21 protein-coding genes are annotated in these 23,499 nt (G+C 68.3%); 5 read left to right on the forward strand and 16 right to left on the reverse strand.

All coding sequences use genetic code 11. The annotated features are described in order from the left end of the window. Positions 1-291 precede the first annotated feature (291 nt). Together pyk and KGQ91_RS14595 are read left to right on the forward strand one after the other, a co-directional pair. Positions 292-1,764 carry a pyruvate kinase gene (gene pyk / locus KGQ91_RS14590; RefSeq protein ID WP_163649055.1) on the forward strand — a complete coding sequence of 491 codons (1,473 nt, stop codon included), beginning with the start codon at positions 292-294 and terminating at the stop codon, positions 1,762-1,764. Then, on the forward strand, positions 1,761-2,237 hold the full coding sequence (locus KGQ91_RS14595) for a methylglyoxal synthase (protein ID WP_163649057.1): 477 nt from the start codon (positions 1,761-1,763) through the stop codon (positions 2,235-2,237). The genes pyk and KGQ91_RS14595 overlap by 4 nt, the downstream gene beginning before the upstream one ends. A gap of 7 nt (positions 2,238-2,244) precedes the next feature. Here KGQ91_RS14595 and KGQ91_RS14600 read toward each other — a convergent pair whose 3' ends face one another. Further along, on the reverse strand, positions 2,245-4,491 hold the full coding sequence (locus tag KGQ91_RS14600) for a DUF3141 domain-containing protein (RefSeq protein ID WP_224421313.1): 2,247 nt from the start codon (positions 4,489-4,491) through the stop codon (positions 2,245-2,247). Between the two features lie 316 nt (positions 4,492-4,807). On the opposite strand from KGQ91_RS14600, the gene KGQ91_RS14605 reads away from it, so the two are divergent. Next, positions 4,808-6,001 carry an ammonium transporter gene (locus tag KGQ91_RS14605; protein WP_224421314.1) on the forward strand — a complete coding sequence of 398 codons (1,194 nt, stop codon included), beginning with the start codon at positions 4,808-4,810 and terminating at the stop codon, positions 5,999-6,001. A gap of 16 nt (positions 6,002-6,017) precedes the next feature. Here KGQ91_RS14605 and KGQ91_RS14610 read toward each other — a convergent pair whose 3' ends face one another. The 4 genes from KGQ91_RS14610 to KGQ91_RS14625 all read right to left on the reverse strand — a co-directional run bounded on the left by KGQ91_RS14610 (position 6,018) and on the right by KGQ91_RS14625 (position 10,415). Beyond that, a complete protein-coding gene (locus KGQ91_RS14610; RefSeq protein ID WP_224421315.1) occupies positions 6,018-6,362 on the reverse strand; it encodes a DUF533 domain-containing protein in 345 nt (114 codons plus the stop codon). Between the two features lie 76 nt (positions 6,363-6,438). After that, positions 6,439-7,074, reverse strand: coding sequence for a tellurite resistance TerB family protein (locus KGQ91_RS14615; protein ID WP_163649063.1), 636 nt, complete (start codon positions 7,072-7,074; stop codon positions 6,439-6,441). 109 nt (positions 7,075-7,183) lie between these two features. After that, on the reverse strand, positions 7,184-8,989 hold the full coding sequence (gene oadA / locus KGQ91_RS14620; protein WP_163649065.1) for a sodium-extruding oxaloacetate decarboxylase subunit alpha: 1,806 nt from the start codon (positions 8,987-8,989) through the stop codon (positions 7,184-7,186). 10 nt (positions 8,990-8,999) lie between these two features. Further along, positions 9,000-10,415, reverse strand: coding sequence for an acetyl-CoA carboxylase biotin carboxylase subunit (locus KGQ91_RS14625; protein ID WP_163649066.1), 1,416 nt, complete (start codon positions 10,413-10,415; stop codon positions 9,000-9,002). A gap of 178 nt (positions 10,416-10,593) precedes the next feature. On the opposite strand from KGQ91_RS14625, the gene KGQ91_RS14630 reads away from it, so the two are divergent. Together KGQ91_RS14630 and lipA are read left to right on the forward strand one after the other, a co-directional pair. Continuing rightward, positions 10,594-11,580: a LysR family transcriptional regulator gene (locus KGQ91_RS14630; protein WP_224421316.1), complete on the forward strand. Its 987-nt coding sequence runs from the start codon at positions 10,594-10,596 to the stop codon at positions 11,578-11,580. A gap of 181 nt (positions 11,581-11,761) precedes the next feature. Continuing rightward, positions 11,762-12,814, forward strand: coding sequence for a lipoyl synthase (gene lipA / locus KGQ91_RS14635; RefSeq protein WP_224421317.1), 1,053 nt, complete (start codon positions 11,762-11,764; stop codon positions 12,812-12,814). Between the two features lie 78 nt (positions 12,815-12,892). On the opposite strand, the gene lipB is transcribed toward lipA, so the two are convergent. The 11 genes from lipB to KGQ91_RS14690 form a co-directional block, all read right to left on the reverse strand. Then, positions 12,893-13,546 (reverse strand): lipoyl(octanoyl) transferase LipB, encoded by a 654-nt coding sequence (lipB, locus tag KGQ91_RS14640; protein ID WP_224421318.1) that lies wholly within the window; start codon positions 13,544-13,546, stop codon positions 12,893-12,895. Then, the gene (locus KGQ91_RS14645) at positions 13,546-13,857 is read right to left on the reverse strand and encodes an HP0495 family protein (protein ID WP_224421319.1); all 312 of its coding nucleotides are present in this window, start codon (positions 13,855-13,857) and stop codon (positions 13,546-13,548) included. Before KGQ91_RS14645 ends, lipB begins: the two co-directional genes overlap by 1 nt. Positions 13,858-14,125: 268 nt before the next feature. Next, entirely contained in the window at positions 14,126-15,349 is a 1,224-nt protein-coding gene (locus KGQ91_RS14650) for a D-alanyl-D-alanine carboxypeptidase family protein (protein ID WP_377172515.1), read from the reverse strand. 45 nt (positions 15,350-15,394) lie between these two features. After that, the gene (locus tag KGQ91_RS14655) at positions 15,395-16,357 is read right to left on the reverse strand and encodes a septal ring lytic transglycosylase RlpA family protein (RefSeq protein WP_224421320.1); all 963 of its coding nucleotides are present in this window, start codon (positions 16,355-16,357) and stop codon (positions 15,395-15,397) included. Beyond that, positions 16,354-17,385, reverse strand: a complete 1,032-nt coding sequence (mltB, locus tag KGQ91_RS14660) for a lytic murein transglycosylase B (RefSeq protein WP_224421321.1) — start codon at positions 17,383-17,385, stop codon at positions 16,354-16,356. The genes KGQ91_RS14655 and mltB overlap by 4 nt, the downstream gene beginning before the upstream one ends. Before the next feature lie 52 nt (positions 17,386-17,437). After that, a complete protein-coding gene (rodA, locus tag KGQ91_RS14665) occupies positions 17,438-18,583 on the reverse strand; it encodes a rod shape-determining protein RodA (RefSeq protein ID WP_224421322.1) in 1,146 nt (381 codons plus the stop codon). Next, positions 18,570-20,462, reverse strand: coding sequence for a penicillin-binding protein 2 (mrdA, locus tag KGQ91_RS14670; protein ID WP_224421323.1), 1,893 nt, complete (start codon positions 20,460-20,462; stop codon positions 18,570-18,572). The genes rodA and mrdA overlap by 14 nt, the downstream gene beginning before the upstream one ends. 89 nt (positions 20,463-20,551) lie before the next feature. Beyond that, positions 20,552-21,019, reverse strand: a complete 468-nt coding sequence (gene rlmH, locus KGQ91_RS14675) for a 23S rRNA (pseudouridine(1915)-N(3))-methyltransferase RlmH (protein ID WP_163649079.1) — start codon at positions 21,017-21,019, stop codon at positions 20,552-20,554. Then, positions 21,016-21,378, reverse strand: coding sequence for a ribosome silencing factor (rsfS, locus tag KGQ91_RS14680; RefSeq protein ID WP_163649085.1), 363 nt, complete (start codon positions 21,376-21,378; stop codon positions 21,016-21,018). The genes rlmH and rsfS overlap by 4 nt, the downstream gene beginning before the upstream one ends. A 36-nt stretch (positions 21,379-21,414) precedes the next feature. Further along, positions 21,415-22,056 (reverse strand): nicotinate-nucleotide adenylyltransferase, encoded by a 642-nt coding sequence (gene nadD / locus KGQ91_RS14685; protein WP_163649151.1) that lies wholly within the window; start codon positions 22,054-22,056, stop codon positions 21,415-21,417. A 28-nt stretch (positions 22,057-22,084) separates the two neighbouring features. After that, on the reverse strand, positions 22,085-23,362 hold the full coding sequence (locus tag KGQ91_RS14690) for a glutamate-5-semialdehyde dehydrogenase (RefSeq protein WP_224421324.1): 1,278 nt from the start codon (positions 23,360-23,362) through the stop codon (positions 22,085-22,087). Between the last annotated feature and the right edge of the window lie 137 nt (positions 23,363-23,499).

The following is a 23,499-nucleotide window of genomic DNA, read 5'->3' on the forward strand; positions in this document are numbered from 1 at the left end:
GGGGCCGGCCGGGCCGCCTGCCGCCGGGCCGGCCTTCATGACACTAGCCATGACCCAAGTGCCTGCGCAAGCTTCCTCGTCGCCGCGGTACCTGCCTGCCCCGCGCGGACGAGTCTGTTTTCGGTGCTGACATCGTGCTGTAGTATTATGTAGTAAAATGACTACATAAAAGCATGGCGACGCGTGCTGGCTCGTGGAGCCCTCCCTGCCGGCCTGCAGTGGCGGTACTCGCGACGAGAATTTGCCACGCTGTTCCATGCATCGATGAAGCGCCCAACCAAGGAGACCCCCATGCCGGAAGCGTTGCACGGCCATGCCCCCATCCGTCGCACCAAGATCGTCGCCACCCTGGGCCCCGCCAGCGATCGCGAGGGCGTGCTCGACGCGATGATCACCGCCGGCGTCGACGTGGTGCGCCTCAACTTCTCCCACGGCAGCCCCGAGGACCACCGCCGCCGCCTGGTCGCGGTGCGCGAGGCCGCCGAGCGCCACGGTCGCACCGTCGCCGCCCTGGGCGACCTGCAGGGGCCCAAGATCCGCATCGCCCGCCTCAAAGAGGGCGCGGTCACCCTCGAGGAGGGCGCGCCCTTCGTCCTCGACGTCTCGCTCGATCGCGATGCCGGCGACGCCACCCGGGTCGGCTGCGACTACCAGCAGCTCGCCGAGGACGTGGCCCCGGGTGACGTGCTGCTGCTCGACGACGGCCGTCTCGAACTGGAAGTGGAGCGCGTCGAACCGCCCCGCGTGCACACCCGCGTGCGGGTCGGCGGCAAGCTCTCCAACAACAAGGGCATCAACAAGCAGGGCGGCGGGCTGTCCGCCGCGGCGCTCACCGACAAGGACCGCGAGGACCTGAAGACCGCCATCGACATCGGCGTCGACTACCTGGCGGTGTCCTTCCCGCGCTCGGCGGCCGACATGCAGCTCGCCCGCGAGCTGCTCGGCGAGGCGGGTGCCGAGATCGGCCTGGTGGCCAAGATCGAGCGCGCCGAGGCGGTCGCCGACAATGACACGCTCGACGGCATCATCCGCGCCAGCGAGGCGGTGATGGTGGCCCGCGGCGATCTCGGCGTGGAGATCGGCGACGCCCAGCTGATCGGCGTGCAGAAGCGCCTGATCCAGCGCGCCCGCACGCTCAACCGCGCGGTGATCACCGCCACCCAGATGATGGAGTCGATGATCGAGTCGCCGCTGCCCACCCGCGCCGAGGTGTTCGACGTCGCCAACGCCGTGCTCGACGGCACCGACGCGGTGATGCTCTCCGCCGAGACCGCCGCCGGCGACTACCCGGTGGAGACCATCGAGGCGATGGACCGGCTGTGCCTGGGCGCCGAGCGCGAGCGCAGCGCCCAGGAGTCGAAGCACCGCATCCACGAGGGCTTCTCGCGGATCGACGAGACGGTGGCGCTGTCCGCCATGTACGCCGCCAACCACCTTTCCGGAGTGGCGGCGATCGCCTGCATGACCTCGACCGGCTACACGCCGCTGATCGCCTCGCGGATCCGCTCGGGGCTGCCGATCGTCGGGCTGGCCCACAGTCCCATCGCCCAGCGGCGCATGGCGCTGTATCGCGGGGTGGTCTCGCTGCCCTTCGACACCACCGACATCCCCGCCGAGGACCTCGACGCCCGGGCCCTCAAGCTGCTGCGCGAGCGCGGCATCGCCGAGGGCGGTGATCACGTGATCCTCACCCGCGGCGATCACATGAACGCCCACGGCGGCACCAACACCATGAAGATCCTCGACATGGAAGCGACGTCATGAGCGCTCGCCCCGCCCGGGATGTCACGCGCACCCTGCCCGAGCGCAAGCGCATCGCGCTGATCGCCCATGACGGCAAGAAGGAGGAGCTGCTGGCCTGGGCCAGGCGCTGGAAGAGCATCCTGGCCGCCCACGACCTGCTGGGCACCGGCACCACGGCGCGGCGCGTCGCCGATACGCTGGGACTGCCGGTGGAAGGCCTGATGAGCGGCCCGCTGGGCGGGGACCAGCAGATCGGCGCGCGCATCACCGAGCAGCGCCTCGACCTGCTGATCTTCTTCTGGGACCCGTTCTCGCCGATGCCCCACGACCCGGACGTCAAGGCCCTGCTGCGGCTGGCGGCCCTGTGGAACGTACCGGTCGCCTGCAACGCGGCGAGCGCGGACTTCATGATCAGCTCGCCCTACGTGGCGGAAAACTACGACATCAACATTCCGGATGCCGGCGAGTGGATCGCCTCGCGCACCCGAACCTGACGACACCTCAGGCGCGAGGCAGTTCCGGCTTCGCGCCGCCCTCCGCCTTCTTCATCCGCTCCCTCGCGGCCTCGCGGGCGGTGTGAAACAGGGTCCGCACCCGCTCGAGCCGGATCTGGCTGCTGGCCGACAGTGGCGCGCTGGCCGCCACGACATGCTCGACGTGGGCCAGCTGCCGGTCGATGGACTCGACGGAGTCCGTGGCCAGCAGTGTCGGCAGCGCCTCGAGCGCCGCCACCGCATCGAGCTTGAGCACGAAGAACTGCTCGCGGACCACCGCCTTGAAATGCGCCAGATCGGTGCCCGGCTCGACCTCGGCCCGCGTCGCCTTCAGGCGCTGGAAGTTGCGCTCGTCGGTCGAGGGTGCGCCGCCCAGCACGAAGATGATCGCACGGACCACGGCGTCATGGCTGGTCCCCTGATCCATCTTGGCCCGCAGCTCCGCACGCCGCCGGGCGATGAAGTGCCGATGTTCCGGCGCACGACCGGGACGCCGGTTGGGCACCTCGCCCCGATCGGCGCCCAGGCCGGCCAGGATCTGCAGCCAGGGCTGCCCGTAGACCTCCAGGAACGCCCACTCGGTGGCGCGATCGCGCAGGTCACGGTAGGCATCGAGCCCGCGCACGATATTGTCGGACACGACCTGCTCGGCGGCCCGCCAGGGATTGCCGTCACCGACCGGGGCGCGATTGGCACGCACGGCATCGGCCAGCACCGGCAGCGGCACGGTCGCCGGGTTGCGATCCGAGAGCAGCTTGTAGCCCAGCCGGATCGGGTGCAGGCGGCGCATCCAGCGCGCGGCCTCGGGGGTCATCCAGGCACGCAGCCAGGGCTGCAGGTAACGCTGGTAGAGCCCCAGGTTGATCTCGGAAAGCCGCGCCACGGTGGCAAAGCGCCGCTCGTCTTCCTGCAACGGCTGGACCACGGCCTCGACATCCTCGAGCTCGCGCGGCGAGAACTCGAGCAGGTAGTCGCCGTCGACCGACCCGCTGGCCGACGCCGGACGCTCGGTGACCTGGGTCTCGTACAGGCCCGGCGGCAGGATGTCGATGTAGTCCATGTTGGCGGTGAACTCGGCGTGCTCCTTGCGCGAGACACTGCTCGAGACGAAGATCCCCAGGTGCCCGGTGGTGTCGTGAATGCAGTAGAGGATGGTCTGCTCGTTGGCCTGGATATCGTCGACGCTGTCGTAGAGGTCGGTGATCCAGCCCAGCGCCTGAGGCGGCGGCGTGATGTCGTCGCCCCGGGAGCAGAACACCACGATCGGCGAGCGGATATTGCGCAGGTCGATGCGTCGGCCGTCGCGGGTCAGCAGCTGCGCGGTACTCAGGCGATTGCCGACGAACAGGTTGTCGACGATGTACTGGATCTCCTCGCCGGCCAGCACCACGTGCCCGCCCCACCAGCGCTCGAACTCCAGATAACGCTCGGCCTCGCTGTCGACGTTGGCGAACAGCCGATACTGCTTGCTCCACAGGGTGTTCGACGGGTTGAGCTTCTCGAAGTTCTGCACCAGCCAGGCGCCGTCGAAGCTGCCGGCGCCCAGGTCACTGGCCAGGGCCGTGATCCAGCTGCCGCCGGTCATGCCGCCGGTATAGCGCATCGGCGCCCGGCCGCGCTCGCCCGCCCAGTAGGACAGCGGTGCGCCGGCGATCAGGATCGGGCCGAAGCAGGCAGGCTCCAGCGCCGCCGCCATCATCATCTGCCAGCCGGCCTGGCAGTTGCCGACCACCATGGGCCGCTCCGTGGTCTGCGGGTGCCGAGCGATGACGGCACGCAGGAACTCGATCTCCGCCTCGACCACGTCCTCGACGGTCTGGCCGGGCTCGGGGAACGGCAGGAAGCCGATGAAATAGCAGGGATGGCCGGCCCGCAGGGCCACGCCGATCTCGCTGTCCGGCTTGAATCCGCCGATCCCCGGACCGTGCCCGGCACGCGGGTCGATCACCACGAAGGGACGCTGATCCTCGTCGATCTCGACCCCGTCCGGGGGCAGGATGCGCAGCAGTTCGTAGTTGACCGGCCGCGCCAGCGTCCGGCCATCGACCAGCAGCTCCGTCTCGAAGCCCAGCACCGTGGGGCGCGTCTGCTCCATGTGCTCGAGGTACTGGTTGCCCCGCTGACGCATGACGTCCAGGTAGAGCACGCTGCGCTCGAGGGTATCTCGCCAGTAGTCGACGGCGGCCTGACCGATCCCCAGCGGATCCCACAGGGCGGTCAGTGACGTGGCTAGCGAAGCAGGGACGGGAAACATGGCTCGACTCCGGAAATGAGTGCTGCACTGCGGGGTAAGCATACGCTTCCCCCGGCGCCGATACAGCCCGCAAGCGCCGGAAATTCATGCGCATTTCGAGGGCAAGTCGACGTCGGTCGGCACTCACCTGGTGCAAGACCGGTGCCGACACGCACCAGAACGGTGCGCAAGGGGCGCCATTGTGGTGAGGTTCGACAACAACTCGCTGTTTTCTAAATGGAAACACTATTGGCATGTATCGTGCTTGAAAAGGGGACCTCACCCGCGGACAGCCCCGCGGCGTGCACCAGGAACCCACACAACGACACGACACGCCATGACTGACACGCCTTCCAGCTCCGACGTCCTGTTCCTGCTTCTGGGCGCCTGCATGGTGCTGGCCATGCACGCCGGCTTTGCCTTCCTGGAAGTCGGCACGGTACGCGCCAAGAATCAGGTCAACGCCCTGGTCAAGATCATCACCGACTTCGCCGCCTCGACCGTGGCCTACTTCACGATCGGCCACCTCATCGCCTACGGCTCGGGCTTCTTCGTCAGCGCCCAGAGCCTGTCGGCCGATCATGGCTATGGCCTGGTCAAGTTCTTCTTCCTGCTGACCTTCGCCGCGGCCATACCGGCCATCATCTCCGGCGGCATCGCCGAACGGGCCCGCTTCTACCCGCAGTTCACCGCCACCCTGCTGCTGGTCGGGCTGGCCTACCCCGTCTTCGAAGGCATCGTCTGGAACGACAACTGGCAGCTTCAGGACTGGCTGACCCGGACTTTCGGCCATCCCTTCCACGACTTCGCCGGCTCCGTGGTGGTGCACGGCTTCGGCGGCTGGGTGGCGCTGATGGCGGTGCTGGCCCTGGGTGCGCGGCGTGGGCGCTATCCTCGTCATGGCGCGGTGGCCGCCCACCCGCCGTCGAGCATCCCCTTCCTGGCGCTGGGCGCCTGGACCCTGACGGTCGGCTGGTTCGGCTTCAACGTGATGTCCGCGCAGACCCTCGACGGCATCAGCGGCCTGGTCGCCGTCAACTCGCTGATGGCGATGGTCGGCGGCATCCTGGCGGCCATGGCGCTGGGCCGCAACGACCCGGGCTTCATCCACAACGGGCCGCTGGCCGGGCTGGTGGCGGTCTGTGCCGGCTCGGACCTGATGCACCCGATCGGCGCCCTGGCGACGGGCGCCGTGGCCGGGGCCCTGTTCGTGTCGCTGTTCACCCTGACCCAGAACCGCTGGCGCATCGACGACGTACTGGGTGTGTGGCCGCTGCATGGCATCTGCGGCGCCTGGGGCGGCATCGCCGCCGGCCTGTTCGGTCAGTCCTGGCTGGGCGGGCTGGGTGGCGTCAGCCTGGCCGCGCAGCTCGTGGGCACGCTGGGCGGCATCGTTCTGGCGGTCGTCGCCGGCGGCATCGTCTATGGCGGGATGAAGCGGCTGGTGGGTATCCGTCTCAGCGAAGAGCAGGAGTTCGAGGGCGCCGACCTGGCATTGCACCGGATCAGCGCCACGCCGAATCGCGACTGAAGCGCCGCCATTCTACTCAGACAGACGGCGGGTCCTCGCCCCGCGGCGGAACTGCCGGCGGCTCGCCCGAGGGCGATTCGAAGACTTCGGGCGGCTCGGCCGTGCCGGTCGAGCCGCCGGGTGCCGCGGCTTCCGAGGGCCTGCCGCGCTGTCGCTCCCGCTCCCGCCATGCCAGGGCCCCCAGCCCCGCCACGGCGCCGTACTTGATCACCTTGCCCAGGGCACTGCGACCATGGCGGCTGCTCAGCAGCAGCCCCAGTGCCCCGCCGGTCAGCATGCTGCGCGTATCCAGGCGACATGCCTGACCGCAGCAGCGATCGAGCCAGCGGCTCACCTCATCCTTCGCCTGCCTGTCATCCATGCGATTCTCTCCTGTGTGTCGATGACCATGCACCTTGCGCCCCGCACGCCGTGCGGGGCCATCATGCCCGGGCGTCTCAACCGCCGTTCGCGGTCCTGGCCTCGAGCGCCTCGACCACCTCGCTTCCCAGCCCGAGCGAGGCGGCAAGCTGGTCGAGCCAGGCTCGCTCCATCGGATTCTGCACGTCGATGATGGCGACACTGGCCAGATACATTTCACGCGCCGCCTGGGGCGAGTCGGCGTCCATCGCCAGCTGCCCGGCATCCAGCGGCGCCTGGAGCTGCTCGTCCACCCAGGCCAGCAACGGCGGGTCGGCTCCCAGCGCATCGATCTGCTCGACCAGCTGGGCGCGCTCGGCGGCATCGATATGGCCGTCGGCCCGGGCGGCGGCGATCATCGCCTTGAGCAGCGCCATGCTGCGAGCTTCAAGGGCCTCGCCCTGCAGCTGTTCCAGTGGCTCGCCATCGTCGGGCACGGCCGTTTCGCTCGTGTCCCGACCGGCCTGGTGCGACTGCCAGGCGCGCCAGGCCAGCGTTCCCAGCCCGGCCAGGGCGCCGTACTGGATCGCCCGTCGGCCGGCACGCCGCCCGCGATGGGTTCCCAGCAGGATTCCCAGGGCGCTGCCGGGCACCAGTCGGCGTGGATCCGGGCTGCGCTTGCCGCGGCTGCCGGCCTGCTTCATCAATTCCTCGAGCATTCCCCTGGCGTTCATGACACGCTCCCGATCCGCCTGAAGACGCTGTCAGCATAGGTGATAGCCGCCCGAGACGAAAAAGCCCGGCATTGATGCCGGGCAAGCAAGTGGTGTCGAGCGTGCCGTGTCACTCGATCTCGATCAGCACCTCGCCGGGGGTCACCCGGTCGCCGCGCGACACGTGCACGGCCTTGACGCTGCCGGCGACCCGGGCATGCACCTCGGTTTCCATCTTCATCGCCTCGGTGATCAGCACGGCCTGTCCCGCCTCGACCGCGTCGCCGACCTCGACCAGCACGTCGACGATGTTGCCGGGCATCGAGGTGGTCACGTGACCGGGCGCGGAGGCCTTGGCGCGCCCCGACTCGCCGCCGCCGACATAATCGTCCTTGGCCTCGAAGACCACCTCCTCGGGCATGCCGTCCAGGGTCAGGTAGACCTGGCGCTTGTCGCCGGTGCGCCCCACGCCGGTGATCTGCACCTCGTAGGACTCACCGTGCACGTCGATGACGAACTCGGTGGGCACGCCCTCGGTCACCGGGCGCTCGGCCGGCTCGGCGCTGGGCAGCGGCTCGGGCGACAGCGTGCCGTCGCGGCGACCCTGCAGGTAGTCACGTCCCAGATCGGGGAACATGGCGAAGGTCAGCACATCCTCCTCGCTCTCGGCCAGCTCGCCGATCTCGCCGGTCAGGCGTGTCATCTCGGGCGACAGGCTGTCGGCCGGCCGCCCCTCCTCGACCGGCTCGTTGCCGATGGCCTGGCGCCGGACGGTCTCGTTGACCTCGGCCGGCGGGTGGCCATAGCCGCCCAGCAGGTAACGCTTGACCTCGTTGGTGATGCTCTTGTAGCGCTCGCCGGTGAGCACGTTCATCACCGCCTGGGTGCCGACGATCTGCGAGGTCGGCGTGACCAGCGGCGGGTAGCCGAGGTCGGCACGCACCCGCGGGATCTCGGCGAACACCTCGCGGATCTTGCCCAGCGCGTTCTGTTCCTTGAGCTGGTTGGCGAGGTTGGACATCATGCCGCCCGGCACCTGATTGATCTGTACCGAGACGTCCTCGCGGGTGAACTCGCTCTCGAAGGCGGCGTACTTCCCGCGCACCTCGCGGAAGTAGTCCCCCACTTCCTTGAGCGCCTCCAGATCCAGCCCGGTGTCGTAGCCGGTGCCCTGCAGGGCGGCGACCATCGACTCGGTGGAGGGATGGCTGGTGCCGCCGGCGAACGCCGAGTTGCAGGTATCGATGTGCCGGCAACCGGCCTCGATCGCCTTGAGCTGGCACAGCGCCGAAAGCCCGGAGGTGGCGTGGGCGTGCAGCTGGATGGGTACGTCGACGGCCTCGCTCAGCGCGGCGACCAGCTCCTCGGCGGCATACGGCGTGAGCAGCCCGGCCATGTCCTTGATGGCGATGGAATCGGCGCCCATCTCGACCAGCCGCCGCGCCTGGTCGACGTACATCGCCAGGGTGTGCACCGGGCTGACCGTGTAGCACAGCGTGCCCTGGGCGTGCTTGCCGCTGGCCTTGACCGCGGCCATCGCGGTCTCGAGGTTGCGCAGGTCGTTGAGCGCATCGAACACCCGGAAGATGTCGATGCCGTTCTCCGCGGAACGGGCGACGAAGCGCTCCACCACGTCATCGGCGTAATGCCGATAGCCGAGCAGGTTCTGGCCGCGCAGCAGCATCTGCAGCGGCGTGCTGGGCAGCGCCTCCTTCAGCGAGCGCAGGCGCTCCCAGGGGTCCTCTTTGAGGAAGCGCACGCAGGCGTCGAAGGTCGCCCCGCCCCAGACCTCGAGGGAGTGGAAGCCGATGGCGTCCAGCTGCGGGCAGATCGGCAGCATGTCCTCGGTGCGCATGCGGGTGGCGATCAGCGACTGGTGACCGTCACGCAGCACGACGTCGGTGACGTGGACCCGGTCGGGTTGCTTCGGGCTCATGAATCTCTCCTTATAGTCCGGCGTGGGCGGCGATGGCGGCAGCGATGGCCAGCGCGACCTCTTCGGGGTTGCGCTTCACCGAGTAGTTGAGCAGTTCGGGATGCGCCGGGACGAAGCCGGTATCGAACTCGCCGCTGCGGAAGTCGGGATGGCGCAGGATCTCCTGGTAATAGGGCGCGGTGGTCTTGACCCCCTGCAGACGCATGTCGTTGAGTGCCCGGATGCCCCGGTCCAGGGTTTCCTCCCAGGTCAGCCCCCAGACGATCAGCTTCAGGCACATCGAGTCGAAATACGGCGGGATCGTGTAGCCGGTATAGATTGCCGTGTCGGTGCGCACCCCGGGGCCGCCGGGCGCGTAGTAGCGGGTGATGCGGCCGAACGACGGCAGGAAGTCGTTGCGGGGATCCTCGGCATTGATGCGGAACTGGATCGCGTAGCCGTGGTGGTGGATGTCCTCCTGGCGGAAGGCCAGCTTGAGCCCGGCGGCGATGCGGATCTGCTCACGGACGATGTCGACCCCGGTGATCGCCTCGGTGATGGTGTGCTCCACCTGGACGCGGGTGTTCATCTCCATGAAGTAGATCTCGTTGCCCTTGACCAGGAACTCCACGGTGCCGGCGTTCTCGTAACCCACCGCCTTGGCGGCGCGCACCGCCAGCTCGCCGACATAGGCGCGCTGCTCGGGGGTCAGCTGCGGGCTGGGGGCGATCTCGATGAGCTTCTGGTTGCGGCGCTGGATCGAGCAGTCGCGCTCGAACAGATGGATGACGTGACCGTGGCGATCGGCGAGGATCTGCACCTCGATGTGGTGCGGCTCGACCACGCACTTCTCCATGAACACGTCGGCGCTGCCGAAGGCCTTGGTGGCTTCGGAAATCACCCGCTCCCAGGCCTGCTCGAGCTGCCGGGCATCGTCGCAGCGGCGGATGCCGCGCCCGCCGCCGCCCGAGGTGGCCTTGAGCATCACCGGGTAGCCGATCTCGTCGGCCAGGGCGAGGGCCGCCTCGCGGCTTTCCAGGTTGCCCTGCGAGCCGGGCGTCACCGGCACGCCGGCCTCTCGCATCGCCGCGCGCGCCGCGGTCTTGTCGCCCATCCGTGCGATCACCGAGGCATCCGGGCCGACGAAGGCGATCCCCGCCTCGGCGCAGATGCGGGCCAGGTCGGCATTCTCGGAAAGAAAGCCGTAGCCGGGGTGAATGGCATCGCAGCCCGTCTCGCGGGCCAGGTCGACGATGCGGCGCGGATCGAGATAGCCCGCCAGGGGATCGTCGCCGACGAAGTGGGCCTCGTCGGCCCGCTTGACGTGCAGCGCGAAGCGATCCGGCTCGGTATAGATGGCGACGGAACGGATCCCCATTTCGGCACAGGCGCGCACGATCCGTACGGCAATCTCGCCGCGATTGGCGATCAACAGTTTCCGGAACACAGGCTGTCCTCCAGGGTTGCGTCCACGACGGGCATGCGAAAAACTCAAGGGTGGCTTGTCCGTTGCCGCGGCCGTGTTGGGTGTGGCTTTTACGCTACCCCGGGCAAACACCAATAGAAAAATTGATATTTTTTTGCCAACCTATAAGGTAGCGCTTATACCTGTAACGGAAACCGCCATGTCGCGCCCGCACCTGCTCAACAGACTGACCTTTCGCCAGCTTCAGGTCTTTCAGGCCGTTCACCGCCAGCAATCCTACTCGCGCGCGGCCGAGCAGCTGGGCCTTACCCAGCCCGCGGTCAGCGCCCAGATTCGCCAGCTGGAACAGGCCCTCGAGCAGCCGCTGTTCAAGTACGCCGGCAAGACCCTGCACGTGCTGCCCGCCGCCGATGCCCTGGCGGCCACCGTGCAGTCGATCTTCGGCCAGGTGTCGAGCCTGCAGATGGAGCTCTCCGAGCTGGCCGGCACGATCCGTGGTGAACTCAATCTCACGGCGGTTTCCACCGCCCAGTATGTGGTGCCGCATATCCTGGCGCGGTTCCGTGCCCGCTATCCGGAAGTCCATATCCGACTGCGGGTGTGCAATCGCGGCCAGGCGCTGGAGCGTCTGGCCGAGCGGCGCGACGACCTGGTGATCATGGGCATGGTGCCGGACGACGCCAATCTGGCCTTCATGCCCATCCTCGACAACGAGATGATCCCCATCGTCTGGCCCGGCCACCCGCTGCTGACCGCCGCCAAGCCCACGCTGGAGGACTTCACGCAGCATTACGTGCTGATGCGCGAGCCCGGCTCCGGCACACGCACCGCCTTCGAGGAGTTCGTCGCGCGCGAGCGTGTCTCCCTGGCACACACCCTGGAGATGGGCACCAACGAGGCGATCAAGCAGGGTGTGATGGCGCATCTCGGCGTGGCGGTGCTGCCGCGACTGGCGGTTCAGCTCGAGCTGGCTTCCGGGCTGCTGGCCTCCCCCGACCTGCCCGGCTTTCCGCTCAAGCGCTCCTGGTGCACGGTCTACCCCAAGGACCGCTATCCGACCCCGGTCACCGAGCTGTTCATGCGCTTCGTGCGCGAGCTGCTGCCCGAGCTCAACGCCCACTTCAAGGCTCCCCTCGAGCCGGCCCCCGGCCCCAGCTTCGTGTGCCTGCCGATGGTCGACGCCTGAGCGCCGGACCGGCCCGCGCCTGTCCAGAACCGGGCCTCATGTGGTATGTTGGGGCCATCGATCCACGCATCATCCGTCATGCCCGGCCGCCCGGAATCGCCACTCGGCGCAGCGTTCATGCCCCCGTGGCATTGCCGGCGTTCCGACGCCACCGGCCGGCTTGCAGAGAGGCTCAAGAACCATGAGCGACACCCCTTCCCAGCGCGTCACCAGTGGCAAGAAGTACCGTAACGATCACGGCATCGCCGCCATCAAGGATGGCATGAAGTCCCGCAGCCAGAGCGAAGGCGGTGGCGTCGGCGGGCGCAAGCCCCAGTGGCTGCGCGCCCAGATCCCCGGTGGCGGGCGCTTCGACGCCGTGAAGCGCAACGTGGCCGAGCATCGGCTGAGCACCGTCTGCGCCGAATCGCACTGCCCCAACATGGGCGAGTGCTGGAGCAACGGTACCGCCACCATCATGCTGATGGGCTCGGTGTGCACCCGGGCCTGCCGCTTCTGCGCCGTCGACACCGGCAACCCGCGGGGCTGGCTCGACGCCGAGGAACCGGCCAACACCGCCAAGTCGGTGGAACTGATGGGGCTGCGCTACGTGGTGCTCACCTCGGTGGACCGCGATGACCTGCCGGACGGGGGCGCCAGCCACTACGCCGACTGCATCCGGGCCATCAAGGCGCACACCCCCGACGTCGCCGTGGAGGCGCTGACCCCGGACTTCGACGGCGCACCCAGCGCCATCGAACAGGTCGTCGACTCCGGTCTCGAGGTGTTCGCCCAGAACGTCGAGACCGTGGAGCGCCTGACCCAGCGCGTGCGCGACCCGCGCGCCGGCTATCGCAAGACCCTCGATGTCCTCGCCCACGCCAAGCGTCACCGCCCCGGGGTGATCACCAAGACCAGCCTGATGCTGGGCCTGGGCGAGACCGAGGAGGAGATCCTGCAGACCTTCGACGACCTGCGGGCCATCGGTGTCGATATCGTGACGCTGGGCCAGTACCTGCAGCCGACGCGCAACCACCTGCCGGTGGAGCGCTGGGTGACCCCCGAGGAATTCGAGCGCTACCGGGTGCTGGGTCTGGAAAAGGGCTTCATGGAAGTGCCCTCGGGCCCGCTGGTGCGTTCCAGCTATCGCGCCGACCGGGTGTTCGAGAAGAACAACCTGGGCCTGGCCGCGCCCGCCGAGGTGCCCGGCCAGTCCGCCGATCCGAATCGCATCGACGCCGTCAACGTGGGCTGAGCGTCGCGCCTGCCGCCCATGAAAAACCCGGCGAGCTTCAGGCCGCCGGGTTTTTCATGCCCGCTTCTCACTCACGGACTACGCCTCTGCCAGGCTCAGCTCACGGCCGAGCTCACGGGCCAGGCACTCGGCCAGCTGTTCCGCCACCGTCTCGATAGCCGGGCAGTCATCGACCAGGTCGGCAAGGCGCGTCATCGTCATGCCGGCATAACCACAGGGATTGATGCGCAGGAAGGGAGACAGGTCGCCGTCGACGTTGAGCGCCACGCCGTGGAAGCTGCAGCCGCGCCGAATGCGCAGCCCCAGCGACGCGATCTTGGCCTCGCCCACGTAGACCCCCGGGGCATCGGGACGCGCTTTCGCCGCCACGCCGTACCCGGCCAGCAGGGCGATGACCGCATTCTCCAGCGCCGTCACCAGGTTGCGCACGCCCAGACCGGCACGCCGCACATCGAGCAGCGGATAGAGCACGACCTGACCGGGCCCGTGATAGGTCACCTGCCCGCCGCGATCGGTGGCCACCACCGGAATGTCGCCGGGCATCAGCAGGTGCTCGGGCTTGCCGGCCTGCCCCTGGGTGAATACCGGCTCATGCTCGACAAGCCAGAACTGGTCGGGCGTATCGGCGTCACGCTGGTCGGTGAGCTCGCGCATCGCCTGCCAGACGGGCAGATAGTCGCGCCGCCCGAGTCGCTGGACCTGAATCGGCGACCGGCCGCTGTCGCTCGCCATCACACCACCATGTGCACGCGACCGGTGGCCTTGAGCGAGGCGAACAGCGCCTCGAGCTGGTCGTTGCCGGTGGCGGTGATGGTCACGCGGACGGAGCGGAAGCGGCCGTTGCGGCTGTCGACGGCAGTGATGGTGGTGCGATCGACGCCCGGGGCATGCTGCTCGACGATCTCGATCACGACTTGCTCGAAGTCCGGCGCGGCATCGCCGACGATCTTGATGGGATAGTCGCAGGGAAACTCGACCCGCGGCCGCTCGACACCGGAGGGCGGCGTCTCGACCCGCAGGTCGCGCAGGGATTTGTCGTTCATGAGGGTCACTCGGTGAAAGCCATTTCCGAGTATTCTACGCAACCTGTACCGGTCGACCAAGGTCGACCGGTACCCAGGGCAAGCGTGGCGCCCGGCAATCGACCACCACCGGGCGCGGGGTGGCCTCAGGGTTTGTCCGAAAAGTCGGCGAGCGAAGATCAGGCAAGGCGAAAATCAGCGAAAAAGCGGAGTTTACAGAGTGTAAATGAGCATTTTGAGCTGATTTTCAACGCCGCATGACCGAGCGCAGCCAGTTTTCAGACAAAGCCTAGAACAGGCCGGTCACGAACAGCACGATCGAGTCCCAGATGCGCTTGAAGAAGCCGCCCTGCTCCACGCTCTGCAGCGCCACCAGCGGCTGCTCGCGAATCACCTTGTCGCCCAGCTTGACCTGCAGCGACCCCAGCTGCTGGCCGGCCTGCACCGGTGCCTTGATGGTTTCCGGAATGTTCAGCTTGGCGGTCATCTCGTCGCGGCGTCCCTGCGGCACGGTCAGGTAGATGTCCTGAGTCACCCCCAGCTTGAGGTTATCGCGTGCCCCGCCCCAGATGCGCGGCTGGTTGAGCACGGCGCCACGCTGGTAGAGCTTGAAGGTGTCGAAGAAGCGGAAGCCGTAGCTGAGCAGCTTCTGCGACTCCTGGGCGCGGGCCTCGTCGGACTGGGTGCCCATCACCACGGAAATCAGCCGCATGTCGTCCTGCTTGGCGGACGACACCAGGCAGTAGCCGGCCTCCTCGGTGTGCCCGGTCTTGAGGCCGTCCACGGCCGGATCCCGCCACAGCAGGCGGTTGCGATTGGGCTGACGAATATCGTTGTAGGTGAAGTACTTCTTGGAATAGATCTGATAGTGATCCGGATAGTCCCGGATGATGTGACGGGCGATCGTCGCCAGGTCGCGGGCGGACGAGTAGTGGTCCTCGTGGGGCAGCCCGGTGGCGTTGGCGAAATGGGTATTCTCGAGCCCCATGCGCTGCGCCTGCTGGTTCATCAGGTCGGCGAACGACGACTCGGAACCGGCGACGTATTCGGCCAGGGCCACGCTGGCATCGTTGCCCGACTGGATGACCACGCCGTGCAGCAGGTCATCGACCTTGACCCGGGTGCCCTCGCGCACGAACATCCGCGACCCGCCGGTGCGCCAGGCATGCTCGCTGATGGTGACCATGTCGTCGTCGGAGATGTTGCCGTCGTCGATCTCCTTCTCGACGATATAGGCGGTCATCATCTTGGTCAGGCTGGCCGGTGGCAGCCGCTCGTCGGCGTTGTGCTCGACCAGTACCTCGCCGCTGTTGGCATCGAGCAGGATCCACGACGACGCATCGAGACTCGGCGGCGTGGGGATCATCGGCTGCGGCAGGGACTTCTGCGGCAGCCGGGAGTCCGGCTGGGGCTGCTGCTCGGCCATCACGGGCTGGATTATCGCGATGCAGAACGCGGTAACGGCAACAGCCAGACCATGCCAGGGACGAGAGGGAAAAAGGGACAGTCTCATGACGCGTGTTTCTCGTTGCTGGTTGTCAGGGAAATCCATCGATCATCATTGCTGACCGGCGGTGACGGTGAAGGCCTGCGCGAAGCCGGCCTGCTGAAGTTCTCGCCGCAGCGCTTCCAGCGCCGGCCGATCGGCCACCGGGCCGACCTGGACCCGATGCAGCCGGCCGCCGTTGTCGACGCGCACCGGCCGATCGAGACGCGACTGCAGGCGTCGGCGCAGCCGTTCGGCGTTGCCGGCCGACCCCAGTGCCGCCACCTGCAGATAGAAGGCGCCAGGGTCGGCACCACTCGCCGTGGCACCGGCGGCCGCCGACTTGCGCGACGGCAGCGGTGACACCGAGGGCGATGCGGCTGCGGGAGCGGCCCGTGTCGCCCCCGTCGTCCGCCTCTTCGTCGCTGCCTTCGCGGCGGCAACCGCTTTGCCCTCGCCCGCCGTCGACGTGCCATGCCGGGCCTGCCAGGCCACCGGGTCGATCGCCACGACACGCACATGCCCCGTGCCGTGGCGCAGGATACCCAGTCGCGCCGCCGCCGCATAGGAGAGATCGATCAGGCGGTCACCGTGGAACGGCCCCCGGTCGTTGATGCGGACGATGACCGAGCGGCCGTTGCCGGTGTTGGTGACCCGGGCATAGGTCGGCAACGGCAGGGTCCGGTGCGCGGCCGTCATCTTGTACATGTCGTAGGGTTCGCCGCTGGCGGTGTCATACCCCTGGAACTTCTTGCCGTACCAGGAGGCCGTGCCCTCCGCCGCGTAACCTTGCGGATCGGAGAGCACATGATAGGTCTTGCCCCACACCCGGTAGGTCGGCCGATTGCCACTCTCGGCCCGCGGCTCGACCCGGGGCACGGCATCGGGGACCTGCGAGACATCGGGCGGACTGTCGGGGTAGGCATCCTCGCCCATGGCGTAACGCCCGCCGCCCTGCCGGGCCCCGTCACCGGCACAGCCGGCCAGGGCCAGCAGCGTGGCCAGGGCCACCGGCCGCCACCACACGCCTCTCATGCCGACGCCTCCAGGGCCTCGCGGATCCGCTCGGCCAGGGTGGCGACCGCCATGGCATAGAGGTGGCTGTGGTTGTAGCGGGTGATGACGTAGAAGTTGCGGAAGCCGAGGCGGTAACGGGTCTTGCCGTCGGCCACGTCGAGGGCCAGCGGGATCACCTGGCGATCCGCCGCCAGACCCGACTCCTGCGCGCGGATACCGGCGGCGGCCAGGGTATCGATGCGCTCGTAGGGCGGCCGGGTGCGATTGAAGGCGATGGCATCGGGCGGTGTGGCGGGGCCCGTCGCCGCGGCGACGATCGGCGCCCCCGCCTGCCAGCCATGCCGGGCGAAGTAGTTGCCGACACTGCCGATGGCGTCGACGGGGTCATGCCACAGGTCCCGCTTGCCGTCGTCGTCGAAGTCCACCGCGTAGGCCTGATAGCTGGTGGGAATGAACTGGGGATAGCCCATCGCCCCGGCATAGGAGCCCTCCAGCGAATCGGGGTCGACCCCCTGCTCGCGGGTGAGGGTCAGGAAGGCCGCCAGTTCGCCGCGGAAGAAATCGCCCCGCGACGGATGGTGGAAGGCCAGCGTGGCCAGCGAATCGAGCACACGATGGCTGCCGGCATGGCGCCCGTAGTAGGTTTCCACGCCGATGATCGCGGCGATCACCTCGGGCGCCACGCCATAGGTGTCACGGGCCCGCTCGAAGGCGTCGCGATGGGCACGCACGAAGTCGGCCCCCGCCTGGATGCGTTCCGGCTGGATGAAGATGTCGCGATACTCGTCCCAGCGCAGGTGGCGCTCGGGTGCCTTCGACATCGCCTCGAGCACGCCCTGGCGATACCGGGCCTGCTTCAGGGCCTTTTCCAGCCAGCCACGGTCCGCGCCGGAGGCCACCTGGGCATCGACCCAGCGGGCGATCGCCGGATGCGTGCCCGGATCGAATGTCTCGTCGGCCCCCGCCGGCAGGGCCGCCAGCAGGCAAACGCCACCCAGCAGTCCCGCACGCAGCGCACGTTGTCGACGGTCCAGCCACTTCCTCATTGTCGTCGAATCTCCCTGTTGGCCGATGGTCACCGCCATCGGAGATGGCGGCTCAGCGCGGCAGCAGCCGCCGGTGCCCGTGAATCGCCATGAGAATACCGAAGCCGGTCAGCAACGTCACGCTGGAGGTCCCGCCGTAGCTGACCAGCGGCAGCGGCACCCCGACGATCGGCAGGATGCCGCTGACCATGCCGATGTTGACGAATACATAGATGAAGAAGGTCAGGATCAGGCTGCCGCCGACCAGCCGGCCGAAGGTATCGTGGGCCTGATTCGCCATCACCAGCCCGCGGCCGACGATCAGCAGGTAGACGGCCAGGAAACTCAGCATGCCGATCAGCCCCAGCTCCTCGCCGAGCACCGCGACGATGAAGTCGGTGTGGCGCTCGGGCAGGAACTCCAGCTGCGACTGGGTGCCCATCGTCCAGCCCTTGCCGAAGATGCCGCCGCTGCCGATCGCCGTGGTCGACTGGATGATGTTCCAGCCCGAGCCCAGCGGGTCGCTTTCCGGGTTGAGGAAGGTCAGCACGCGCTGACGCTGGTAGTCGTGCATGTTCATCCACAGCAGCGGCAGCGCCGAGCCGGCCAGCAGCCCCAGCACCCCGACGATACGCCACGAGATGCCGGCCAGTAGCACCACGAACACGCCCGAGGCCGCCACCAGCAGCGACGTGCCCAGATCGGGCTGCCGGGCGATCAGCAGCACCGGCACGGCGATGATCGCGGCGCACACCAGCAGGTCCGGCAGGCTCGGCGGCAGGGCCCGGCGGTGCAGGTAGGCGGCGATCATCATCGGCATCGCCACCTTCATCAGCTCGGAGGGCTGAAAGCGGATCACCCCGGGGATCACCAGCCAGCGCTGCGCGCCCATGCCGATATCCCCCATCAGCTCGACGGCGATCAGCATCAACAGGCCCGCCCCGTAGGCCACCGGTGTCCAGCGACACAGCGTCTTCGGCGAGAACTGGGCGACGATCACCATCGCCGCGAGCGCCACCCCGAGGCGCATCGCCTGGGCCTCCACCACCGACAGCCGCTGGCCACTGGCACTGTAGAGCACCACCAGGCCGCCGCCCAGCAGCAGCAGCAGGAAGGCGCACAGCCAGGGATCGAGATGGATGCGCGTCCACAGCGTCACCCGTCGCTTGACGCGGGCGTTCCGCGGATAATGCAGAAGGGCCGAATCACGGAGTCCCATGGGTACCTCGTTCGCCAATTTCCGCCGCGGCCTTGTCCAGCGCCTTGTCGTCGGGCAACAGCCAGGCATCGGTGATCGCTCGCGCCAGCGGTGCGGCATGGGAGCTGCCGCCGCCAGCGTTTTCCACCACCACGGCCACGGCGATCTGCGGATCGTCGATCGGCGCGAAGGCGGTGAACAGGGCGTGATCGTGCAGGCGCTTCTCGAGCTCGTCGGCGTTGTAGCGCTCGTCGTTGCCCAGCGTGAACACCTGTGCCGTGCCGGACTTGCCGGCCATGCGGTACTCGAGGCCGGCGCCGACGCGCCGCGCCGTTCCCTCGCTGCCGCTCATCACCTGGCCCATGGCATTGCGCACCAGATCCCACCACTTGTCGTCGAGCTTGATGTCGGGCTTGGCAGGCGGCGGGTCCACCGGCTCGTCGCCGATCCGCCTGGCCAGATGCGGGGTCACCCACTGGCCACGGTTGGCCAGCACCGACAGCGCCGTGGCCATCTGCAGCGGCGTGGCCAGCCAGTACCCCTGGCCGATGCCGACCGAGAGCGTTTCGCCGGGGAACCACACCTGCCCCTTGCGCTCGCGCTTCCACTCCCGCGAGGGCATCAGCCCCTTCGAGGCGCCGTAGACGTCGTAGCTGGTGTCCTCGCCGAAGCCGAAGCGGTGCATGAAGGCCGACAGCCGGTCGATGCCCAGTTCGTGGGCCAGACGGAAGAAGTAGGTATCGTTGGACACCTCGATGGCGCGCCGCATGTCCACGCGCCCGTGCCCCCAGCGCAGCCAGTTGTGATAGCGCCGGTCGAACCCCGGCAACTTGTAGTAGCCCGGATCGAAGATCGTCTTGTCGGGGGAGATGACATCGTTGGCCAGCCCGGCCAGCGCCATGTAGGGCTTGACCGTCGAGGCCGGCGGATACTGCCCGCGCACCGCCCGGTTGTAGAGCGGCAGGTCGAGGTCGTTGCGCAGGGCGCGATAATCCTTGCGGCTGATGCCGGTGACGAACAGGTTGGAATCGAAGCCCGGCGACGAGGCCATGGCGAGGATATCCCCGGTCTGGGGCTGAATGGCGACGATCGCGCCCCGCTGGCCATCGAGCAGGTCGTAGGCCAGCTGCTGGAGACGCTCGTCGATGGTCAGCACGATATCCTGCCCCGGCACCGGGTCGGTGCGCCCGATCTCCTTGACCACCCGCCCCCGGGCATTGGCCTCGACCTGGCGCAGCCCCGCCTTGCCGTGCAGGACCGACTCGTACTGCTTCTCGACCCCGGTCTTGCCGATGAAGTGGGTACCGGCGTACTCGCCGCTGTCCAGCTCGCGGAGCTCCTCGGCGTTGATGCGTCCGACATAGCCGAGCACATGGGACATGATCAGCGGGTCGGGGTAGTAGCGCAGCAGCTGCGCCTCGACCTCGATCCCCGGCAACCGATAGCGGTTGACGGCCAGCCGCGCGATCTGGCGCTCGTCCAGCTCGCTCATCAGCAGCGCCGGCTGGTAGGGGCGCTGACGCTGGTAGGCACGCTTGTGGAAGACCTTCGCCTTCTCGGGGGGAAGGTCGAGGATGTCGACCAGCAGCTCGAGGGTGGCATCCAGATCGTCGACCCGTTCGGGCACGATGGTCAGGTTGTAGGTGGGACGATTCTCGGCCACCAGCCGGCCGTTGCGGTCATAGATCAACCCCCGGGTCGGCGGCAGCGGTTCGACCCGCACCCGGTTGTCCTCGGAGCGCGTGGTGTAGACCTGGTGCTGGACGACCTGCAGGTAGACCAGCCGCGTCACCAGCGCGCCGGACATCAGCACCACCAGCGCCGCCGCCAGCAGCGAGCGGTTGCGAAAGACGCGCAGCTCCTGCTCGGGATTCTTCAGCGCATCGCGACGTTTACGCATCGCGACCCGCGGCTGGCATCAGGCATGACGAGACGGCGGGCGCTCGGGATCGGCGGTGGTGGCTGCTACATGGTGACATCGATACGTCGTCAGCGGTGATAGGGATGGCCCACCAGGAGCGTCCAGGCCCGGTAGAGTTGTTCGGCGAGGATCAGCCGCACCATGGGATGCGGCAGGGTCAGGGCAGACAGCGACCAGCGCTGGTCGGCCGCCGCCGACAGCCCCGGCTCGAGACCGTCCGGGCCGCCCACCAGCAGCGCCACGTCACGCCCCGAATGACGCCAGTCGTCGGCTTCCCGGGCCAGGCGCTCGGTGGACCAGGCCTTGCCGCCGACTTCCAGCGCGACCGTCAGCTCGTCGCCGCGCAGGCGCTCGCGCATGCGCTGTCCCTCGAGCGTCACGGCCCGGGCCACGTCGGCATTCTTGCCGCGTGCCCCGGGAGCGATCTCGACGATCTCGAGCGCGAAGTCCCGCGGCAGGCGCTTGCGGTACTCGTCGACACCGCGCTCGACCCAGTCGGGCATGCGGTTACCCACGGCGATCAGGCGTACCTTCACGCCCGCCCTCCGCCGACCCGCTCCTCGACGTCGGCAGGCATGTCGGCCCACAGGCGTTCCAGATCATAGAGTCGACGGGTTTCCGGCATCATCACATGCACCACGACATCGCCGAGATCGATCAGCATCCATTCGTCGCCGGCCTTGCCCTCGACCCCCAGAGGGCGCACGCCGGCTTCCTTGGCCTTCTCGACCACGTTGTTGGCCAGTGCCGCCACGTGGCGGGACGAGGTCCCGCTGGCCACCAGCATGATATCGGTGACGCTGGTCAGCGCCGAGACATCGAGTTCGGCGATGTCCTGCCCCTTGAGTTCCTCCAGGGCATCGATCGCCAGGGTCTTGAGTGCGTCGGTCTGCATAGCTCCTCGTAAGCAACGGTCTCGTCAGACGCCATTCTACCCCGACAATTCCTGCCAGCGGTAAAGATCGTGCACACGAATGTAATCCTCCACCGCCCGGGGCAGCAGATAACGCACGCTGCGCCCCTCGGCCAGCCGCTCGCGCAGCCCCGTCGCCGAGATCGCCATGCGGCTGGGCAGGCGCAGGTGCAGCACGCCGCCGGCGGAACGGGCGAACAGCGCGCCGGCGGTGTCGACCTCGCGCCCCGCGATCAGGCGATTCACTTCGGCGGGCAGTGCCTGGCGATGGTCGGGGCGATCGATCACCACCACGTGGGCCAGCTCGAACAGCCGCTGCGGGTCGCGCCACTGATGCAGCTTGAAGAAGGCATCGGCTCCCACTGCCATCACCAGCCGTGCCCGGGCGCCGTAGTCGCGGCGCAGGGAGGCCAGGGTGTCGCCGCTGTAGGAGGGGCCCTGACGACGCAGCTCGCGATCGTCGGCGACCAGCCCCGGGGTGTCGCCGATCCCCGCCTCGAGCATCGCCAGGCGCCGGGCGGCGTCGACCCCGGGGGCGCGGCGATGCGGCGGCACGTGCGCCGGGATCATGTGCACCCGATCCAGCCCCAGGGCCTCGTGCAGTTCCACCGCGCTGCGCAGGTGCCCCAGGTGCACGGGATCGAAGGTGCCACCCAGCATGGCGATGCGGGCGGGACGGCCCGCGGGATCACCCACGGATCTGGCCGTCACCGAGTACCACGTACTTGCGCGTGGTCAGCCCTTCGAGTCCCACCGGGCCGCGTGCGTGCAGCTTGTCCGTGGAGATGCCGATCTCCGCGCCGAGGCCGTACTCGAAGCCATCGGCGAAGCGCGTCGAGGCGTTGACCATCACCGAGCTGGAGTCCACCTCGGCCAGGAAACGCCGTGCCAGCGAATAGGATTCGCTGACGATGGCATCGGTGTGGTGGGAGCCGTAGGTCTCGATGTGGGCGATCGCCTCGTCGATGCCCTCGACCACGCGGATCGCCAGCACCGGCGCCAGGTATTCGGCATGCCAGTCGGCCTCCTCGGCCGGCGTCACCTCGGTCAGCACGGCCCGCGTCCGCTCGCAGCCGCGCAGCTCGACGCCATGTTCCGCGTAGGCTTCGGCCAGCCGCGGCAACAGCTCGGCGGCCACCGGTGCGTCGATCAGCAGCGTCTCCATGGTATTGCAGGTGCCGTAGCGCTGCGTCTTGGCATTCACGGCGATGGCCAGCGCCTTGTCCAGGTCGGCCGTGGCATCGACATAGACGTGGCAGACCCCGTCGAGGTGCTTGATCACCGGCACCCGCGCTTCCCGGGACACCCGCTCGATCAGCGACTTGCCGCCGCGCGGGATGATCACGTCGACGAACTCGGGCATGGCGATCAGCCGGCCCACCGCGGCGCGATCGGTGGTCGCCACCACCTGCACGGCCGCTTCCGGCAGCCCGGCCTCGGCCAGGCCGGCGGCGATGCAGTCGGCGATCGCCGCGTTGCTCTCGCTGGCCTCGGAGCCACCGCGCAGGATGCAGGCGTTGCCGGACTTGAGACACAGACTGGCGGCTTCCAGGGTCACGTTGGGCCGCGACTCGTAGATGATCCCGATCACCCCCAGCGGCACCCGCATCTGCCCCACCTGGATGCCGCTGGGCCGGGCGCGCAGGCCATCGATCTCGCCGACCGGATCGGGCAGCGCGGCCACCTGCTCGAGCCCTTCGATCATGGTGTCCAGGCGTCGGTCGTCGAGCGCCAGACGATCGAGCAGCGCGGCATCGAGCCCGCCGGCACGCCCGCGCTCCAGGTCGCGGGCATTGGCGGCCAGCAGCGTCTGCCGCGACGCCTCGACCTGGCGTGCCATCGCCAGCAGCGCCGCGTTCTTGCGCCCGGTCGGCAACCGCCGCAGCGCCACGCTCGCCTGACGCGCCGCGCGCCCCAGCTGCTGCATGTAGGTTTCCACGTCGGTGATCGCTGAGTGTCGTGACATGCCCGGAAATCTCTCCATACTCGACACGTCGTGCCGGCCCCGGAAGATCGGGCGGCCGTCGTGATTCAGGAAAATGCGTAATACGAGTCGTCGCCGAAGGGGCGGGTATCGTACAGTGTCGGCTATTCGAAATGGAG

Source organism: Modicisalibacter tunisiensis (genome assembly GCF_020148005.1).
GTDB classification, from domain to species: Bacteria; Pseudomonadota; Gammaproteobacteria; order Pseudomonadales; family Halomonadaceae; genus Modicisalibacter; species Modicisalibacter tunisiensis.

Excerpts from the sequence above, each read along its gene's own strand:
- mltB (WP_224421321.1), bottom strand. The coding sequence starts at position 17,385 with ATGAGGAAGTGGCTGGACCGTCGACAACGTGCGCTGCGTGCGGGACTG.
- KGQ91_RS14655 (WP_224421320.1), bottom strand. The coding sequence starts at position 16,357 with ATGAGAGGCGTGTGGTGGCGGCCGGTGGCCCTGGCCACGCTGCTGGCC.
- KGQ91_RS14630 (WP_224421316.1), top strand. The coding sequence starts at position 10,594 with ATGTCGCGCCCGCACCTGCTCAACAGACTGACCTTTCGCCAGCTTCAG.
- nadD (WP_163649151.1), bottom strand. The coding sequence starts at position 22,056 with ATGCTGGGTGGCACCTTCGATCCCGTGCACCTGGGGCACCTGCGCAGC.
- rsfS (WP_163649085.1), bottom strand. The coding sequence starts at position 21,378 with ATGCAGACCGACGCACTCAAGACCCTGGCGATCGATGCCCTGGAGGAA.
- rodA (WP_224421322.1), bottom strand. The coding sequence starts at position 18,583 with ATGGGACTCCGTGATTCGGCCCTTCTGCATTATCCGCGGAACGCCCGC.
- lipB (WP_224421318.1), bottom strand. The coding sequence starts at position 13,546 with ATGGCGAGCGACAGCGGCCGGTCGCCGATTCAGGTCCAGCGACTCGGG.
- KGQ91_RS14690 (WP_224421324.1), bottom strand. The coding sequence starts at position 23,362 with ATGTCACGACACTCAGCGATCACCGACGTGGAAACCTACATGCAGCAG.
- KGQ91_RS14595 (WP_163649057.1), top strand. The coding sequence starts at position 1,761 with ATGAGCGCTCGCCCCGCCCGGGATGTCACGCGCACCCTGCCCGAGCGC.
- mrdA (WP_224421323.1), bottom strand. The coding sequence starts at position 20,462 with ATGCGTAAACGTCGCGATGCGCTGAAGAATCCCGAGCAGGAGCTGCGC.
- KGQ91_RS14615 (WP_163649063.1), bottom strand. The coding sequence starts at position 7,074 with ATGAACGCCAGGGGAATGCTCGAGGAATTGATGAAGCAGGCCGGCAGC.
- KGQ91_RS14600 (WP_224421313.1), bottom strand. The coding sequence starts at position 4,491 with ATGTTTCCCGTCCCTGCTTCGCTAGCCACGTCACTGACCGCCCTGTGG.
- KGQ91_RS14610 (WP_224421315.1), bottom strand. The coding sequence starts at position 6,362 with ATGGATGACAGGCAGGCGAAGGATGAGGTGAGCCGCTGGCTCGATCGC.
- KGQ91_RS14605 (WP_224421314.1), top strand. The coding sequence starts at position 4,808 with ATGACTGACACGCCTTCCAGCTCCGACGTCCTGTTCCTGCTTCTGGGC.
- lipA (WP_224421317.1), top strand. The coding sequence starts at position 11,762 with ATGAGCGACACCCCTTCCCAGCGCGTCACCAGTGGCAAGAAGTACCGT.
- oadA (WP_163649065.1), bottom strand. The coding sequence starts at position 8,989 with ATGAGCCCGAAGCAACCCGACCGGGTCCACGTCACCGACGTCGTGCTG.
- KGQ91_RS14650 (WP_377172515.1), bottom strand. The coding sequence starts at position 15,349 with ATGAGACTGTCCCTTTTTCCCTCTCGTCCCTGGCATGGTCTGGCTGTT.
- pyk (WP_163649055.1), top strand. The coding sequence starts at position 292 with ATGCCGGAAGCGTTGCACGGCCATGCCCCCATCCGTCGCACCAAGATC.
- KGQ91_RS14645 (WP_224421319.1), bottom strand. The coding sequence starts at position 13,857 with ATGAACGACAAATCCCTGCGCGACCTGCGGGTCGAGACGCCGCCCTCC.